The organism is Klebsiella sp. RC2, assembly GCF_014192815.1.
GTDB classification, from domain to species: Bacteria; Pseudomonadota; Gammaproteobacteria; order Enterobacterales; family Enterobacteriaceae; genus Klebsiella; species Klebsiella variicola.
This window is the reverse complement of sequence record NZ_JACHYL010000001.1, coordinates 699,438-716,956: the sequence shown is the minus strand read 5'-3', so window position 1 is coordinate 716,956 and position 17,519 is coordinate 699,438. Positions and strand designations below refer to the sequence as shown.

Genomic DNA, 17,519 nt, shown 5'->3' with positions numbered 1-17,519 from the left:
TAAGAGCCCGTTATACTAGCCAGTGAAATTCTTCTTTTTCGGGCGAGTTGCCCGCTCCAGCACTATTACAGGCTAAAAAAATTCATGCGACTTGATAAGTTTATCGCTCAGCAGCTTGGCGTCAGCCGGGCTATTGCCGGGCGTGAAATCCGCGGCAGCCGTGTTACCGTGGACGGCGACATTGTGAAAGATGCCTCTTTTAAGCTCCAGCCAGAGCACGAGGTGGAATATGATGGCAATACGCTGACCCAGCAGAACGGCCCCCGTTATTTTATGCTGAACAAGCCGCAGGGTTACGTCTGTTCCACCGACGATCCCGATCATCCTACTATCCTTTATTTCCTCGATGAGCCGGTGGCGCACAAGCTGCACGCCGCCGGGCGCCTGGATATCGACACCACCGGGCTGGTGCTGATGACCGATGACGGCCAGTGGTCGCACCGCATTACCTCGCCGCGCCACCATTGTGAAAAAACCTACCTGGTGGAGCTGGAAAGCCCGCTGGCGGAAGGGACCGCAGAGCTGTTTGCCAAAGGCGTCCAGTTGCACAATGAAAAAGATCTCACTAAGCCGGCAGTGCTGGAAGTGATCACCCCGACCGAAGTGCGCCTGACCATCAGCGAAGGGCGCTACCATCAGGTGAAACGCATGTTCGCCGCCGTGGGCAACCATGTGGTTGGCCTGCACCGGGAGCGCATCGGCGATATCCTGCTGGATGACGCGCTGGCGCCGGGTGAATATCGTCCGCTGACGGAAACGGAAATCGCCAGCGTAGGCGCCCCGCAGGCACGGAGTAAAACGTGACAGTGAAGCAGAATTCTTCTCTGGGAATTGTGTTTATCCTCGGCCTGCTGGCCATGCTGATGCCGCTGTCGATCGATATGTATCTTCCGGCGCTGCCGGTGATCGCCGCCCAGTACAACGTCCCGGACGGCAGCGCGCAGATGACGCTCAGCACCTATATCCTGGGCTTTGCGCTGGGTCAGCTGCTGTACGGGCCGATGGCAGACAGCCTTGGTCGCAAACCGGTGATCCTCGGCGGGACGCTGGTGTTCGCCGCGGCGGCGGTGGCCTGCGCCCTTTCGCAGACCATCGATATGCTCATTGTCATGCGTTTCTTCCACGGTCTGGCGGCCGCGGCCGCCAGCGTGGTGATCAACGCCCTGATGCGCGATATCTATCCGAAAGATGAGTTTTCACGGATGATGTCGTTTGTCATGCTGGTGACGACCATTGCGCCGCTGGTGGCGCCGATGGTCGGCGGGGCGGTGCTGGTCTGGTTTAGCTGGCATGCCATCTTCTGGATCCTCGCGCTGGTGGCCCTGCTCGCCTCGCTGATGATCGGCCTGTTTATCCGCGAAACGCTGCCAGCTGACAGGCGTCAGCCGTTCCATCTGCGCACCACGCTGGGTAATTTTGCCACCCTGTTCCGTCACAAGCGGGTGCTGAGCTATATGCTGGCGAGCGGCTTTAGCTTCGCGGGGATGTTCTCGTTTCTCAGTGCCGGGCCTTTCGTCTATATCAATATTAACCACGTTGCGCCTCAGCACTTTGGTTACTATTTTGCGCTGAACATTGTTTTCCTGTTCCTGATGACCATGTTCAACAGCCGGTTTGTGCGGCGGGTGGGGGCGTTGCGCATGTTCCGGGCCGGGCTGTGGATCCAGTTTGCCATGGCGGTATGGATGGTGGTTTGCGCGCTGCTGGACGTCGGCTTCTGGTCGCTGGTGATCGGCGTGGCGGCCTTTGTCGGCTGCGTATCGATGGTGTCGTCTAACGCCATGGCGGTGATCCTCGATGAGTTTCCGCATATGGCCGGCACCGCTTCGTCACTGGCCGGAACGTTTCGTTTTGGTATCGGGGCGATCATTGGCGCGCTGCTGTCGATGGCGACGTTTACCACCGCCTGGCCAATGCTGATCTCTATTGCCTTCTGCGCAACCTGTTCTATTTTCTTCTCGCTTTACGCTTCCCGTCGGCGAAAAATCGCACACTAGGTCACATTTTCAGGGGCGAAATCGCCCCTTTCTTGATACATGTCAACCAGAATGAGCTTCAGGGTTCTGCGATTTGTTTCCTTTATGTAAAATCAATTAGTGTAAAAAGTCGCATTGTTGCGATAAAAAAGTTGTTTTGGATCACAGAAACGGGTACATATAGCGCCAATCGGCTCGCCGGGTATAAAAATAACGCGCTGGATTATAAGTGCTTAGCCCTGGCCCGCCGCGGCTGTAAACGTTTTCTGCGTCAAGGCAGGACTATTTGTCAACAGTGTGTTAATATTGATGTAAATTTATTGTGAAGCCTTTTGCTTCCGGGGAAACCACGTGAATACACAACAACTCTCTATCGTACACCGTCTGCCGCAGAGCTATCGCTGGCTGGCCGGTTTTGCGGGTTCCAGAGTTGAACCGATTCCGCAAAACGGCGCGCAGAACGAGAACAGTCTCGTTGCCCTGAAGTTGCTGAGTCCGGACGGTGAGAAAGCCTGGCCGGTTATGCATAAGCTCAGCCAGGCGTTAAGCGACATCGAAGTCGACTGTTCAGTCCTTGAGTGCGAAGGCGAACCGTGCCTGTTCGTTAACCTGCAGGATGAATTCGCCGCCACCTGTCGTCTGAAAAATTTTGGCGTGGCCATCGCCGAGCCCTTCTCCGGCAACAACCCCTTCTGACCGTCAGCTCAGCGCCAGCAGCTGGCGGGTATACTCGTGTCGGGGTGCGCTGAAGACGGACTGGCACTCGCCCTGTTCAACCACCTCTCCCTGACGCAGCACCATCACCTGATGACACAGCGCCCGCACCACGCGTAAATCATGACTGATAAAAATATAGGCCAGCTGATGCTTTTGCTGTAATGCTTTCAGCAGATTCAGGATCTGCGCCTGAACGGTTTTGTCCAGCGATGAGGTCGGCTCGTCGAGGACGATCAGCTGCGGCTTGACGATCAACGCTCTGGCGATGGCGATACGCTGCCGCTGGCCACCGGAGAACGCCGCCGGGTAGCGCTGGCGGCTGGCCGGGTCGAGCCCAACCTCCTGCATGGCAAGGATCACTGCCTGTTCGCGTTCGGCTGCCGTCAGCGTCGGCTGGTGGACGCGCAAGCCTTCCTCAATGATCTGCTGCGCCGTCAGGCGCGGATTGAGCGACGAGTTCGGATCCTGAAAAACTACCTGCATTTGTCGGCGCAGCGGCAGCAGCTGTCGACGGTTACGCCCCTGAATCGGCTGGCCGGCAAAAGTTATCTTTCCCTCGGATGAGATCAGGCGCAGCAGCGCCAGACCGGTGGTGCTTTTTCCCGATCCCGATTCGCCCACCAGGCCCAGCGTCTCGCCGGCGCGTAGCTGAAAACTGAGGCTGTTGACCACCCGATGGTGATCGACCACCCGGCGCAGGATCCCTTTGCGAACAGGAAATGCCACGTTTAAATCATCCGCCTGCAGCAGCACCGGGGCATCGACGGCCAGCGGCACCGGCTCACCGTCTGGTTCGCTATCCAGCAGGCGTTGGGTGTAGGGATGCGCCGGCGCGCTGAACAGCGCCCGACAGTCATTTTGTTCCACACAGCGGCCGTTCTGCATCACCGCTACTCGGTCAGCCAGCTGACGGACAATGCTCAGGTTATGGGTGATAAACAGCAACCCCATGTTCAGCTCCCGCTTTAGCTCGCGCAGCAGTTGCAAGATCTGCGCCTGCACTGACACGTCCAGGGCGGTGGTCGGTTCATCGGCGATCAGCAACTCCGGGCGCGTCAGCAGCGCCATGGCGATCATCACCCGCTGGCGCTCGCCGCCGGAGAGCTGATGCGGATAGTCCGCCAGACGCCGCGGCGCCTGACGGATCCCGACGCGCTCCAGGCAGTCGAGGATCTCCCCGCGCGCCGCCTCTTTGCGCATTCCCCGGTGTAACGACAGCACCTCATAGAGCTGTTTTTCCAGGGTATGCAGGGGGTTGAGCGACACCATTGGCTCCTGAAAGATCATCGCGATCCGGTTGCCGCGCACGCCGCGCAGGGTCGACTCCTCAGCATGCAGCAGCGACTGGCCATGAAAGCGGATATCGCCGCTGGGGTAGCTGGCCGGCGGGGTGGGGAGCAGTCGCAGCACCGACAGCGCGGAGATGCTTTTTCCTGAGCCGGATTCGCCCACCAGCGCCAGCGTCTCACCAACTGCCACCTCGAGCGACAGATTGTGCACCACGGTCTGCGTCTCGCCCTGCTGGCGAAAGGCAATAGAGAGATTGTCGATAGCTAACAGCGGGTGGGTCATATTACACCGCCTTACTCGGGTCAAAGGCGTCGCGAACCGCTTCACCAATAAAAATCAGTAGCGTCAGCAGTACGGCGACGGAGAGAAACGCGGCAATGCCCAGCCAGGGCGCCTGCAGGTTGTTTTTTCCCTGCAGCAGCAGCTCCCCGAGAGAGGGGGAGCCGAGCGGCAGACCGAAGCCGAGAAAATCCAGCGACGTCAGGGTGGTAATGGAGCTGCACAGGATAAAAGGCAGGAAGGTGAGGGTCGCCACCATTGCGTTAGGCAACATATGCCGCAGGATGATCTGCCGGTCGCTGACCCCTAGCGCCTGCGCCGCCCGGATGTAGTCGTAGTTGCGGGTGCGAAGAAATTCAGCGCGCACCACGCCCACCAGCGTCATCCAGCCAAAAAGGACGGTGATCGCCAGCAACCACCAGAAGCCCGGCTGCACGACGCTGGAGAGCAGGATGATCAGAAACAGGGTCGGCATCCCTGACCAGACTTCAATAAAGCGCTGGCCCCAGAGGTCGATTTTGCCGCCATAGTACCCCTGTATCGCCCCGGCCAGCACCCCCAGCACACTGGAGAACAGCGTCAGCAGCAGACCGAAGAGCACCGAGATGCGCGTACCATAGAGGATCCGCGCCAGCACATCGCCGCCGTTGGCGTCGGTGCCAAGCCAGTTGCTGGCCGAGGGCGGTGACGGAAAGGGGACGGTGCTGGCAAAATTAATCGTCGTGGCGCCGAAGCGCACCGGCGGCCATAGCGCCCAGCCGTGGGTGGCTAGCTGGTGCTGCAGCCAGGGATCCTGATAGTCGGCGGCGGTAGCGAACGCGCCGCCAAAGGTTTGCTCGGTGTAGTTTTTTAACACCGGAACGTACAGCTGGCCCCGGTACTGCACCAGCAGCGGGCGATCGTTGGCCAGCAGCTCGGCGCCGAGGCTGCAGAAGAAGAGAATTAAAAACAGCCACAGCGACCAGTAGCCGCGACGGTTGTGACGAAAGCGCGCCCAGCGGGCCTGATTAACGGGACTGAAGAAAGACATTAGCGGCCCTCAAAATCAATGCGCGGGTCGACCAGCGTATAGCTGATATCGCTGACGATATTCAGCAGCAGGCCAATCAGAGTGAAAATATAGAGCGTGCCGAACATCACCGGATAGTCGCGGGAGACCGTCGCTTCATAGCCCAGCAGACCCAGGCCGTTCAGCGAGAACATCACTTCGATCAGCAGCGAACCGGTAAAGAACATACTAATAAAGGTGGCCGGGAAGCCGGCGATCACCAGCAGCATGGCGTTGCGGAACACATGTCCCCAGAGGATCTGTTTCTCACCGACGCCTTTGGCGCGGGCGGTGACCACATACTGTTTGCGGATCTCGTCGAGGAAGCTGTTTTTGGTCAGCATGGTCAGGGCGGCAAAGCCGCCGATCACCGTCGCCAGCACCGGCAGGGTGATGTGCCACAGGTAGTCGAGGATTTTCTGATACCAGGGAAGGGTGTCGAAGTTCGGTGAGACCAAACCGCGCAGCGGGAAGAGGTCGAAATAGCTGCCGCCGGCAAAAATCACGATCAGCAGGATGGCGAACAGAAAGGCGGGGATCGCATAGCCAATAATAATCAGCGTACTGCTCCAGATATCAAAGCGGCTGCCGTTGCTGACCGCTTTGCGAATACCCAGCGGAATGGAAACCAGGTAGATAATCAGCGTACTCCACAGTCCGAGGCTCACCGAGACCGGCAGGCTGTCTTTAATCAGCTGCAGTACTGAGGCGCTGCGAAACAGGCTGTCGCCAAAATCAAAGCGCAGATAATCGCCCAGCATCTTCAGGTAACGCTCGTGCAGCGGCTTGTCAAAGCCGTAGCGGTGGGTGATCTCGGCGATGACTTCCGGATCAAGGCCCCGCCCACCGCGATAGTGCCCCTCGCTGATGTTCCCTGCGCCGGTGCGGGCATGGCTGGCGCCCATCCCGCCGTCGCCGGCACCCGGCATCCCGCCGTGCTGACCAAATTCGATGGCGGCGATGGCCTGATCGACCGGGCCGCCGGGTGCGATTTGCACAATAAAAAAGTTAATGGTGATGATGGCCCACAGGGTGGGGATCACTAACAGCAAACGGCGGATCAGGTAGCTGCCCATGGGATGTCCTTAACGTCTGTCCGCGGGGAGGGTGGCCGCTTTGTTCACGTCGTACCACCAGGTATCGAGCCCGGAGGAATAAATGGGGCGGGTCTCGGGGAAAGAGAACTTATTCCACCACGCGGTGCGGTCCTGCGCCATATACCACATCGGCAGCATGTAGTTATTCCAGGTGAGCACGCGGTCCAGCGCTCGACCGAGGGGGATCAGTTTCTGCTTATTGCCCTGCCACTGCAGGATCTGCGCAATCAGCTTATCCACTACCGGGCTTTGTACCCCCGGTGCGTTATAGCTGGAGTGAATATAGTCTGAGGCCCAGGAGATTTGCAGGTCGGTGCCGGGCCAGGGCATGGCACGCCACAGGCTCGGCATCATGTCGTAATCACGGCTGCGGCGACGGTTGCTGTACTGCGAGTTATCAACCTGACGAATATCCATGACGATCCCCAGGCGCTGCAGGTTGTGCTGAAACGGCAGCACCCAGCGGTCATTGCCACCGGCTGGCATCAGCAGTTCAAAGCGCAGCGGCTTGCCGGTGGCGGCGTTGACCCGGCGCTGGTTTTTTACCGTCCAACCCGCCGCATTGAGCAGGGCATCGGCTTTGAGTAAGTTGTCGCGGTCGAAACCATCGCCGCGGGAGACCGGCGGCTGGTAAACCTGGCTGAAGACCTCCGGGGGCAGTTCGTTTTTCATCGGCGTCAGCAGGGCCAGCTCGGCGGCGTCGGGCAGGCTGCGGGCGGCATATTCGGTGTTCTGGAAATAGCTGTTGGCGCGCTGATAGGCGCTGTAAAACAGCGCCTTGTTCATCCATTCAAAATCGAACGCCAGGGTAATGGCCTCCCGCACCCGGCGATCGGCAAAAACCGGGCGCTGAATATTGAACGCCAGCCACTGGGTATCCTGCGCCGAGGTATTTGTATGCTCATCTTTAATAATGTAGCCGCGGCTGAAGTTGCGACCGACGTAGCGGGTAGCCCAGTTTTTGGCGACGGTCTCTTCCCGGCGATCGACGGCTCCCGCTTTAAAGGCTTCGAAAGCGACATTGTCGTCGAGATAATAGTCATAGCGCAGCGTATCGAAATTCCAGCGACCCCGGTTGACCGGCAGGTCGGCCGCCCAGTAGTCGGCGACGCGTGAATAGGTAATGTATTGCCCCATTCGCCAGGCGCTGATGCGGTATGGCCCGCTGGCCAGCGGCGGCTTCGACAGCGGGTCGCTGAGTTTGTGCTGGCGCCAGAACGACTCAGGCATCACCGGCAGGCTCAGCAGACTCAGCATGTTCTCTTTGCCGGGCTGGCCGAGGTCGATTCGTACGGTCAACGGGGCGATGGCCTTAACGGTGGTGCCTTTATAAAACAAACGGAACTGTGGCACCCCTTCGGTCATAAACTTGTTGAAGGTAAATGCAACGTCCCGGGCGGTGATTGGCGTGCCGTCATGGAAGCGGGCGTGCGGGTTGAGAGCGATCTCCATCCAGGAATAGTCCTCGGCATAGCGCGCCCGCTCGGCAATCAGCGGGTAGTAGCTGCCGGGCTCATCATCCGAGGTGGTGAACAGGGTATCGTAGAGCGCCTCAGTGCGCACGGCGGGATTGCCGCGCAGTGCGTAGCGGTTGAAGTTATCAAAGGTGCCGATCGCCGCCAGGGTGAGGGTGCCGCCTTTCGGCGCCTCAGGATTGACATAATCAAAATGGCTGAAGCTGGCTGCGTATTTGGGTTCACCGATAATCGCAAAGGCGACGCTTTCTTTTATTGTTTGCGCCTTAGCGCTAAGGCTAAACAGAGCAAGCAGAATTAAAAAGAGGCGCGCATACATAGGCGGCAGAATACCTTGTCACGGTCGGCCCCCATAGCCGACCTCTGTTCCCGCATCATATGTGAGACTTAGCGCGTTGTGAAATAATTCGCAGGTTCATCATGCGCGGCGACCAGCGCCTCCAGCGATAGCGGACGGCTTATCCAGTACCCTTGCAGGAAATTGACGCCCTGGGCACGAAGCCACTCCGCCTGTTCCTGGGTCTCCACTCCTTCAGCGACGGTCATTAATTTCAGCCGGCGGCTGAGGGTCAGTACCGCATCCAGCACCGGCGAGGTCACGGTTTCGGTGCCAATCGCCTGCACAAAGCCGCGATCGATCTTCAGATAATCGAAGTTATAGCGTTCGAGATAAATCAGCGCGCTATGCCCGGTACCAAAATCATCTATTGCGATTTCAAAACCCTGCTGGTGGAGCCAGGCGAAGTTAGCGATCGATTTTTCTTTATCAATCATGGCCCGCTCGGTCACCTCCAGCACCACGTGAAAATGGTCGGCGGGCAGCGCGGCGGCAAAGCGCAGCATATCGTCGCGGAAGTTGTCAGCCTGCAGATGGGCAGGGGAAATATTCAGCCCCAGCTTGACGCCGCGCGGCAGGATCCGTTTAAGCACTAGACCATCGCTGGCGATCAGCGCCAGCAGGTGATGGGTCAGCGGCACGATCATCTGCTGGGTTTCCGCCAGATTAATAAAGACGTCGGGCGGGATTTCACCCACCACCGGATGGCGCCAGCGCATGAGCACCTCCACGCCGCTGATACGCAGGGTCTGGGCATTCACGACCGGCTGATAGACGACGTAGAACTGGTTATTTTTGATCCCCAGCAGTATCGATTTTCGCGGATCGGATTTGATCGTCAGCACGTAATAACAGAGCAACCCCGCCAGCAGGCCGCACACTACCCCGAGCAACAGGGCAAACTGTGTATTTTCCGCCAGCCAGCTGTTGGCATACAGGTAGACCTTCAGCGGTAAACCGTCGATCTGTACCTGGCGGATCGGTTCGTTATGCAGGGTTTGCGGATCCACCAGCCGATTACTGAAGGTGGAGATGGCGGTATGGCCGATGGCCAGCGCAATACCGCTGAAATCATTTTGTCGTGCGGAATAGAGGATGTACGGCGTGAGATTGGCGTTGATCGATACGAAAATGCCGCTGTTTGCATCATCGGGTTTGCTGACCCATAACGCCAGCGCTGCGCTTTTCGGCATCATCGGCGTACCCGGCAAAATCGCCATATCAACGGGTTTGCGAATATCGATCGCCGGGATAAGCTGAGTAAGGGGCGTATTCATGGCCCCTGTCGCCGAGGAGCAAAAGACGACGCCGTTTTTAACCAGCAGAAACGCGCGAACGTTGGGGCTGAAAGCGGCATGGGAGGTGAGTCCGGAGTCGATATTCTCGCAGGGCTGATCCACCAGCGGCTGCAGGCCATCAATGGTTTCACGGAGATCGTGAAAATAGCTTTTAAGATAAGTGTCAACGTTGTTGATAATGGCGTCGAAACGCTCTGCCCGGTTATGGTAAATCACCATAAACTGAATGCAGCCGGCCAGCAGCGCGACGATAATCCCCACGCACAGGCTGGTTAACCAGATTTTACGCTGGGGTGAAAAGTAGCGAGTAAGCATAGCTATAGTCTTTCCGTGTTATTGAATCCCATCAACGGTTTGTCGGTCGTCGTTTTTCTCATTCCCACTTAAAAGACATAGCTTATTTTGCGGCGTTCAGAATCAGGTGGCAAAAAAAAACACTGCCGGGGCAGTGTTTTTTTATCCCGCCTCCAGCCAAGGGATAACCGGCGGCGGTAGAGGACAGTTTACGAGCGGCTCAGAACTCGACGCGCTTCGTTGTAGCGCTTTTTCCAGTACGGTTCATCCATGCTGGAGATGGTCACCCCGCTGCTGGTGGAGGCGTGAACGAACTGGTTGTTGCCGAGATAGATCCCGACGTGGCGGCCGGTAGAGCCGGCGCGGAACAGAACCAGATCGCCAGTACGCAGCTGGGTACGGGAAATCGATTTTCCGGTTTCCTGCTGTTCAGAGGTTGAACGCGGCAGTTCCAGACCAAATTGTTCGCGGAAGGTGCGCTGCACAAACGCTGAGCAGTCGATACCTTTACGGGTGCTGCCGCCGAGGCGGTAACGCACGCCTTTCCAGCTGGCATACTGATCCATTAAACGGGACTTCACGTCCAGGTTACGGACCATCGTTTCAAATTCATCCTGAGAGGCTTGCAGTGATGATAAATCGCCACTACCCACAGCATGCGTCTCAGAATGCATATTCCTGGCGGTACTTGTTGAACTACACGCGGAAAGCAGAACCGCTACTGCAATCGCGGGGGCTACCCGCAAGATGTATCTCAAAATCGGCTGAGATTTGACCATGCTGTTTATTTTCCCTTGTTGTCCTTAACGACAATGTCGTTATAAAAAATGCCAAGCGTGTTAGAGCCTAAATACCCATCCGCAATGAGACAATTCCTTAAGCTTAAATTTGTGCAGTCACGCACAAATTTATTCATGCTCTGAATTAATGTTGCGGAAAAGGCAAAACGAGAACGAGATTACCCTATCAAACGCCGCATGGCGAGCGGTTTTGCGCGATTTCTTATAAGTATTTTGGTGACAAAAAGTGAATCATCGGGAAAGGACAAAATAGCGCCAGTATCGGGTAAAAAACAGACAATTCCTTCATTTGTCACGGGATTAATGTGACAAGAAGATGAACATCATGTTGAAAAAAAGCGCAATTGAAAAAGGGGACCCAAAAGGTCCCCTTATAGATAATGACGCCAGACGGCGACCACGACATTATTTGGCCGATATTCCGCCGGGCAGAGAACGGTCGAAAAGGGCGATCAATTTATCGCTCAGCGGTGTCATCAATACCCACGGCGCGCCAATCAGCACGGCGGTCAGGGAGCCGACGGCAATATCGCTGAACCAGTGAGCGCCAATCATGACGCGCGGGAAAGCAAAGACCACAAATATCACCAGCGCCACGGTTAGCGCGCGGCGGCCGAAATAGCGCCACATAAAGCTCGCGAAGATCAGCAGCATCATCCCATGATCGCCAGGGAAGCTGTCCTTGGAGGCGTCTTTGGTGGGGAAATTGACGACATCGCTGACGCGGGTGACATCGTGGAAAAACAGCGACGGGCTGGCGCGCTGTACCGGCATCAGGTGCTGCGCCAGCTGGTTAATGATCACCGCGGCCAGCAGCATCACCAGGCCCATGATGGCAATCTGGCGACGGCCTGCTGGCGGCGCTTTAAGCCAGTAGCGGAGCATCAGGCAGCCCATCGCCAGCAGCGAACAGGCGTCGAAGGCGCGATTGTTGATGATCGCCAGCAGCCAGGCATAGGCGTGGCTGAGGCTGACGCCATGGTTAAAGAAATGGAAGATCGCGGAGTCGACCGGCGACCAGGCGCCGTGGTTGACCGGCAGATACCAGGAGCAAAATAGCGCCACACCCGCGATGTTAAGCAGCAGAATTAAAGGAATTCGGTTTTTCATCATAGCCATTGCGATTTTGTGACAGTCGGCGGCAACCTTAGCCGCCTCAACTTAAACGAAGCCTCAACAGTGAGGTCTGGAGCGCGTTCCAGTCGGCTTCGTTCGCCGAGATAAGCTCGATTCGGCTATCGGGTGGGGGGACGCTCAGAGTCTCGATATGCCAATCCTCGCCCTGGCGGTTGATCCTCACGGCCCCTTCGGCAATGCGCATCACGCCTTTGACGCGCGCCACGGGCGCCAGCCGTGCCCATTCGAGCAGGCCGATGGTCTCAAAGACCGTTTCCGCGTCGAAAATCCAGCCGCAGGCCTGATAGCCCTGGCCGCTGTTGAGGTGGCGGCGCCAGCGCTGGTGCTCGGGCAGGCTGAGTGCGGCGAGACCGCTGGTCGGGCGAGAGTGGTGAACATGCTCCGCGCTCGCCGGCAACGGGGCGGTGTTGCGGCGCGGCTCATCGAGCAGGGCGAGGTCGATATTACCCTGGGTTGTCGACACCTTGCGACGATCGCCGCCCCAGCGCTGCCACCAGTCGGCCAACGCCTGGGCGCTTTCGGGCGTTTCCCGATCGTTTTTATTGGCCACAATGATGTCCGCCGCGGCCAGCTGATCGCGGAAATTGTCGTTATTGACGACTTTTTCATCCAGCAGCTGACGGGGATCGAGGATGCACACCGTAGCGCGTAGATCGATCCAGGGTTCATACACCGCTGCGGTGAGGATATCGAGGATCTGCTTCGGATGGCCAAGGCCGGTGGGTTCGATCAGCAGGCGATCGGGTTTACCCTGGCGCAGCAGGGTATTCAGCCCAACCTGCATCGGCAGGCCGTTAACGCAGCACATGCAGCCGCCGGGGATCTCTTTGAGCAGGGCGCCGCTGTCGGCCAGCAGCGCGCCGTCTATCCCGACTTCGCCAAACTCATTCACCAGTACGGCCCATTTTTCATCCGCAGGCTTCTGCGCCAGCAGATGAAGAATTGAGGTCGTCTTACCGCTGCCGAGAAAGCCGGTGATCAAATTGGTTCTGGTCACTCTTTTCTCCAGGATAAATGTAATGTTGTAACAGTTACGCCTATCCTGACGAAAAAAGGGGGAAAAGAGAAGTCCTGAGGCGGACAGAAGAAGATTCTGTCCGCATAAGCGCAAATATTGTTAAGAATTTAGCGCGCGGGCCACGGCCTCGCGGGCACCGTGCGTCGCCAGTTGCTGCCAGGCGGCGCGGATCCCGGCGACAAACTGCGCGTTGTGCGGCAGGTCGCGGCCAAATATTACCTCCAGACCCAGTAGCGCATCGACGCGCTGCTGCTCATCGCTCTGCGCCACCCGCTGCTGGATCTTGTCGACCAGCGGATCGCGCACGTCGATCGTCTGACCCGCGTCGTCCGTACCACTGACGTAGCGCATCCAGCCGGCAACGCCGAGGGCCAGCAGCGGCCAGCGGCTGCCGCGCTCAAGATGTACGCGGATGCCGTCGAGCATGCGCTGGGGCAGTTTCTGGCTGCCGTCCATGGCGATTTGCCAGGTGCGGTGTTTGAGCGCCGGATTACTGAAGCGGTCGATGAGGCTGTCGGCATAGGCCTCGAGATCGACGCCGGTAATGGTCAGCGTCGGAGCCTGTTCGTCAAGCATCAGCTGGCGAGCGGCGCGGCGGAAAACGTTATCCTGCATGCAGTCGCTGACGTGCGCATGACCTGCCAGATAGCCAAGCCAGGCGAGAAAAGAGTGGCTGCCGTTGAGCATCCGCAGCTTCATTTGCTCCCAGGGCAGCACGTCGTCGGTCATCTGCACGCCGGCCGTCTCCCAGGCCGGTCGTCCGGCGACGAAGTGGTCTTCGACCACCCACTGAATGAAGGGTTCGCAGCTGATGGCGCATGGATCGTCGACCCCCAGCACGGCGGCGATTTCCGCCAGCGACTCGGCGGTGGCCGCAGGAACAATGCGATCCACCATGGTGCCCGGGAAGCTGACATTATCGGCGATCCAGTTCGCCAGCGCCGGGCTGCGTTTTTCCGCCATACCGAGGACGGCATTTTTCACCACGTGGCCGTTGTCGGGAATGTTATCGCAGGAGAGCACGGTAAAGGGCGGCAGGCCCCGTTCCCGGCGGCGGGCCAGCGCTTCCACTAAAATACCGGGAGCCGACTGCGGTAGCGTCGGATTTTCCAGATCGTGAACGATACGCGGATGCGTCGGATCCAGCTTGCCGGTCGCCGGATCGATGCAATAGCCTTTTTCGGTGATGGTCAGCGAGACAATCGCCACCTGCGGCTCGCAAAATTTTTCGATAATTGCCGCCAGCGAATCGAGCCTGGCGTTCAGGCATTCGTGCACCGCGCCGATCACGATGGGCTGGTTACCGTCGGCGCCTTTTTCCAGCACGGTAAACAGATGGTCCTGTTCGCGAAGCTGGCTCATCAGCGTATCGCCGCTGAACAGACTGATTTCGCAGATCCCCCAGTCGCCGCCGACGTTATTCAGCACGCGATCGGTCAGCAGCGCCTGGTGCGCGCGATGAAACGCGCCAAAGCCGAAATGGACAATACGCGAGCGGAGCTGGCTGCGATCGTACTGAGGACGTTGCACGTTTTCCGGTAGCGTAGCGGTTGCAATTGTTGTCATTCTTTACACACCTGTTTAACTGCTTATTAACAATGCCAGTCTAAAGTTATATGACAGGAAATTAAATTGGTAAGCCGAAATTATCCGCTGACTGTGAGCTGGATCAATCAATGCGCCAGCACTGTTTGCAGCCTGAGGAGAAACATGTATGGTAGTCGTCATGAGTGTCGCCATTATTGGTATAACAACTTTTGTGAGGGCATAGCGATGGAACAAACCTGGCGGTGGTATGGGCCGAACGATCCGGTATCGCTTGATGATGTACGGCAGGCAGGGGCGACCGGCGTCGTGACTGCGCTGCACCATATTGCAAACGGTCAGGTCTGGCCGGTAGAGGAGATTAAAGCGCGTCAGGCGCTGTTAGCGGCAAAAGGGCTGACCTGGTCGGTCGTCGAAAGCATTCCGGTGCATGAGGATATTAAAACCCACAGCGGGGAGTATGCGACCTGGATTGCCAACTATCAGCAGAGCATCCGCAACCTCGCGGCCTGCGGCATCGATACCGTATGCTACAACTTTATGCCGATCCTCGACTGGACGCGCACCGATCTGGAATATGAGCTGCCGGACGGTTCCCGGGCGCTGCGTTTCGATCAGATCGCCTTCGCCGCCTTTGAACTGCATATCCTCAAACGCCCGGGCGCGGAAGGAGATTACAGCGAAGAAGAGCAGCGTCAGGCTGAGGTTTATTTCAAGGCGATGAGCGAAGCGGACATCGAGAAACTGACCCGCAATATCATCGCCGGCCTGCCGGGGGCGGAAGAGGGTTACACTCTTGACCAGTTCCGCGCGCGCCTGGCGGAATATGACCACATTGATAAAGCGCAGCTGCGCGAGAATATGGCCTACTTCCTGCGGGCTATCGTGCCGGTGTGCGAAGAGGTAGGCATCCGCCTGGCGGTGCATCCGGACGATCCGCCGCGGCCGATCCTTGGCCTGCCGCGTATCGTGTCGACCATCGAAGATATGCAGTGGCTGAAAGAGACAGTGGACAGCATCAATAATGGCTTCACCATGTGTACGGGATCGTATGGCGTCCGCGCCGATAACGATCTGGTGAAGATGGTGGAGACCTTTGGCGATCGCATCCATTTCACCCATCTGCGATCTACCTGTCGTGAAGCGAACCCGAAAACCTTCCACGAGGCGGCGCACCTTAGCGGCGACGTCAATATGGTGGCGGTGGTGGATGCGATCCTGCGTGAAGAGCAGCGGCGTAAACAGGCTGGCGATCTGCGCCCGATCCCATTCCGTCCGGATCATGGTCATCAGATGCTTGACGATCTGCGCAAGAAAACCAACCCAGGCTATTCGGCGATTGGCCGTCTCAAGGGGATGGCGGAAGTGCGTGGCGTCGAGCTGGCGCTGAAAATGACCAAATACCCTGAACTGCTGTAATCGCGGTAACAGGGATAATAAAAGGGACAGCCAGCGGCTGTCCCTTTTTACTGTCGGGGCGTCAGCCGGGTCGGGTAAGTGAAGCGTCATTACCCGACAAAATAACGGCGCAATGGGGTAGATACGGTGATCGGTTTGCAACAGTGTCGACCCTGGAAAAACCTGTGTTCTCTGTTATTTCCGGGCAGATTGCGTTCCCGATATTTCTTCTGCGTTATGTCACTCATGGTGCAGGGAGCGCACAGGGGGCGGCCAGTCGCCGCCGCCCCCTGTACCCCCTGGCTCCGGCCAGCAAAATCGCCACTTCGTGGTGCCTTCGACTTATCCCTGCAGGCTTCGGGTCGGGCCGAGGCAGCGTCCGTGCAAAACACGGCCCTCAGCCCGCATCCATGCGGGCTGCCCCGGCCTTCCGGGAACGTCTCAGCGATTTTGAGGCCGCCAGCACCGGCAGTTTCAGCAAGAATAGTGAATAACTTAACGACAGGGTGCCCGGATCGTAGGCCGGATAAGGCGTCAGCCGCCATCCGGCACAAATACGGGAACCGTGTTGAATGAATATTACCCGGCACCGGGGCATACCGTCGCCAAATAAAAGGGACAGCCAGCGGCTGTCCCTTTTTACTGTCGGGGCGTCAGCCTGGTCGGGTAAGTGAAGCGCCACCCGACAAAATAACGGCGCAATGGGGTAGATACGGTGATCGGTTTGCAACAGTGTCGACCCTGGAAAAACCTGTGTTCTCTGTTATTTCCGGGCAGATTGCGCTCCCGATATTTCTTCTGCGTTATGTTACTCATGGTGCAGGGAGCGCACAGGGGGCGGCCAGTCGCCGCCGCCCCCTGTACCCCCGGGCTCCGGCCAGCAAAATCGCCACTTCGTGGTACCTTCGACTTATCCCTGCAGGCTTCGGGTCGGGCCGAGGCAGCGTCCGTGCAAAACACGGCCCTCAGCCCGCATCCATGCGGGCTGCCCCGGCCTTCCGGGAACGTCTCAGCGATGTTGAGGCCGCCAGCACCGGCAGTTTCAGCAAGAATAGTGAATAAATTAACGACAGGTCGTACGTAGGCCGGATAAGGCGTCAGCCGCCATCCGGCACAAATACGGGAACCGTGTTGAATGAATATTACCCGGCACCGGGGCATACCGTCGCCAAATAAAAGGGACAGCCAGCGGCTGTCCCTTTTTACTGTCGGGGCGTCACAGAGGATTAATCCGCGCGGCCCATATAGCGGCACTCTTCGATATGAATGCGAATTTTCTCACCGGTAGTCAGGTATTCCGGCACCTGAATCACCAGGCCGGTGCTCATGGTGGCTGGCTTGGTGCGGGAGCTGGCGGACGCCCCTTTAATACCCGGCGCGGTTTCGATAATTTCCAGGTCAACAGTCTGCGGCAGCTCCAGGGCCAGCAGCTGGCCGTCCCAGGTCAGCACCTGCATATCCGGCATCCCGCCTTCCGGAATAAACTGCAGCTCTTCTTCGATCTGCTCTTTGGTAAAGGTGTAAGGGGTATAGTCTTCTTTATCCATGAACACGTATTCGTTGCCATCGACATAGGAGAAGTCAACGAAACGGCGGGTCAGGGTCACGGTATCGACGATATCGTCACCTTTGAAGCGCTCTTCCACTTTCAGGCCGGTACGCACATCGGAGAAGCGCATTTTATACAGTGTCGCAGCACCACGGGCGCTGGGTGACTGAATATCAATATTTTTCACAATCAGCAGCTTGCCGTTGTAATTCAGCACCATACCTTTTTTAATTTCATTCGCTCTTGGCATTGCAGTAATCC

General features: G+C 57.8%; 14 protein-coding genes. 4 read left to right on the top strand and 10 right to left on the bottom strand.

Going from position 1 to position 17,519, the window contains the following annotated elements; genetic code table 11:
• Nucleotides 1-84 precede the first annotated feature (84 nt).
• From rsuA to FHW76_RS03320, 3 genes are all read left to right on the top strand, one after another.
• On the top strand, nucleotides 85-804 hold the full coding sequence (gene rsuA, locus FHW76_RS03330; RefSeq protein WP_008804002.1) for a 16S rRNA pseudouridine(516) synthase RsuA: 720 nt from the start codon (nucleotides 85-87) through the stop codon (nucleotides 802-804).
• Nucleotides 801-1,997, top strand: coding sequence for a Bcr/CflA family multidrug efflux MFS transporter (locus FHW76_RS03325; RefSeq protein ID WP_008804003.1), 1,197 nt, complete (start codon nucleotides 801-803; stop codon nucleotides 1,995-1,997). The genes rsuA and FHW76_RS03325 overlap by 4 nt, the downstream gene beginning before the upstream one ends.
• Nucleotides 1,998-2,327: 330 nt before the next feature.
• Nucleotides 2,328-2,672, top strand: coding sequence for a YejG family protein (locus FHW76_RS03320; RefSeq protein ID WP_002912974.1), 345 nt, complete (start codon nucleotides 2,328-2,330; stop codon nucleotides 2,670-2,672).
• A 3-nt stretch (nucleotides 2,673-2,675) separates the two neighbouring features.
• Here FHW76_RS03320 and yejF read toward each other — a convergent pair whose 3' ends face one another.
• The 9 genes from yejF to FHW76_RS03275 all read right to left on the bottom strand — a co-directional run bounded on the left by yejF (nucleotide 2,676) and on the right by FHW76_RS03275 (nucleotide 14,332).
• Entirely contained in the window at nucleotides 2,676-4,265 is a 1,590-nt protein-coding gene (yejF, locus tag FHW76_RS03315) for a microcin C ABC transporter ATP-binding protein YejF (protein WP_050887405.1), read from the bottom strand.
• 1 nt (nucleotide 4,266) lies between these two features.
• Complete coding sequence (locus tag FHW76_RS03310; protein ID WP_012541016.1) at nucleotides 4,267-5,292, bottom strand: microcin C ABC transporter permease; 1,026 nt, start codon at nucleotides 5,290-5,292, stop codon at nucleotides 4,267-4,269.
• A complete protein-coding gene (locus FHW76_RS03305) occupies nucleotides 5,292-6,386 on the bottom strand; it encodes a microcin C ABC transporter permease YejB (protein ID WP_008804006.1) in 1,095 nt (364 codons plus the stop codon). Before FHW76_RS03305 ends, FHW76_RS03310 begins: the two co-directional genes overlap by 1 nt.
• A gap of 9 nt (nucleotides 6,387-6,395) precedes the next feature.
• Nucleotides 6,396-8,201 carry an extracellular solute-binding protein gene (locus FHW76_RS03300; RefSeq protein WP_023298003.1) on the bottom strand — a complete coding sequence of 602 codons (1,806 nt, stop codon included), beginning with the start codon at nucleotides 8,199-8,201 and terminating at the stop codon, nucleotides 6,396-6,398.
• Nucleotides 8,202-8,269: 68 nt separating this feature from the next.
• A complete protein-coding gene (locus tag FHW76_RS03295) occupies nucleotides 8,270-9,832 on the bottom strand; it encodes a cyclic di-GMP phosphodiesterase (RefSeq protein ID WP_023340549.1) in 1,563 nt (520 codons plus the stop codon).
• 188 nt (nucleotides 9,833-10,020) lie between these two features.
• A complete protein-coding gene (mepS, locus tag FHW76_RS03290; RefSeq protein WP_004201653.1) occupies nucleotides 10,021-10,590 on the bottom strand; it encodes a bifunctional murein DD-endopeptidase/murein LD-carboxypeptidase in 570 nt (189 codons plus the stop codon).
• Between the two features lie 426 nt (nucleotides 10,591-11,016).
• On the bottom strand, nucleotides 11,017-11,730 hold the full coding sequence (locus FHW76_RS03285; RefSeq protein ID WP_162494464.1) for a phosphatase PAP2 family protein: 714 nt from the start codon (nucleotides 11,728-11,730) through the stop codon (nucleotides 11,017-11,019).
• 37 nt (nucleotides 11,731-11,767) lie between these two features.
• Nucleotides 11,768-12,745 (bottom strand): GTP-binding protein, encoded by a 978-nt coding sequence (locus tag FHW76_RS03280; protein WP_012967545.1) that lies wholly within the window; start codon nucleotides 12,743-12,745, stop codon nucleotides 11,768-11,770.
• 120 nt (nucleotides 12,746-12,865) lie between these two features.
• Nucleotides 12,866-14,332: a mannitol dehydrogenase family protein gene (locus FHW76_RS03275; protein WP_049162199.1), complete on the bottom strand. Its 1,467-nt coding sequence runs from the start codon at nucleotides 14,330-14,332 to the stop codon at nucleotides 12,866-12,868.
• 207 nt (nucleotides 14,333-14,539) lie between these two features.
• On the opposite strand from FHW76_RS03275, the gene uxuA reads away from it, so the two are divergent.
• Complete coding sequence (gene uxuA, locus FHW76_RS03270; protein ID WP_008804012.1) at nucleotides 14,540-15,730, top strand: mannonate dehydratase; 1,191 nt, start codon at nucleotides 14,540-14,542, stop codon at nucleotides 15,728-15,730.
• 1,205 nt (nucleotides 15,731-16,935) lie between these two features.
• Here uxuA and yeiP read toward each other — a convergent pair.
• Nucleotides 16,936-17,508, bottom strand: a complete 573-nt coding sequence (yeiP, locus tag FHW76_RS03265; RefSeq protein ID WP_002912951.1) for an elongation factor P-like protein YeiP — start codon at nucleotides 17,506-17,508, stop codon at nucleotides 16,936-16,938.
• Nucleotides 17,509-17,519 lie beyond the last annotated feature (11 nt).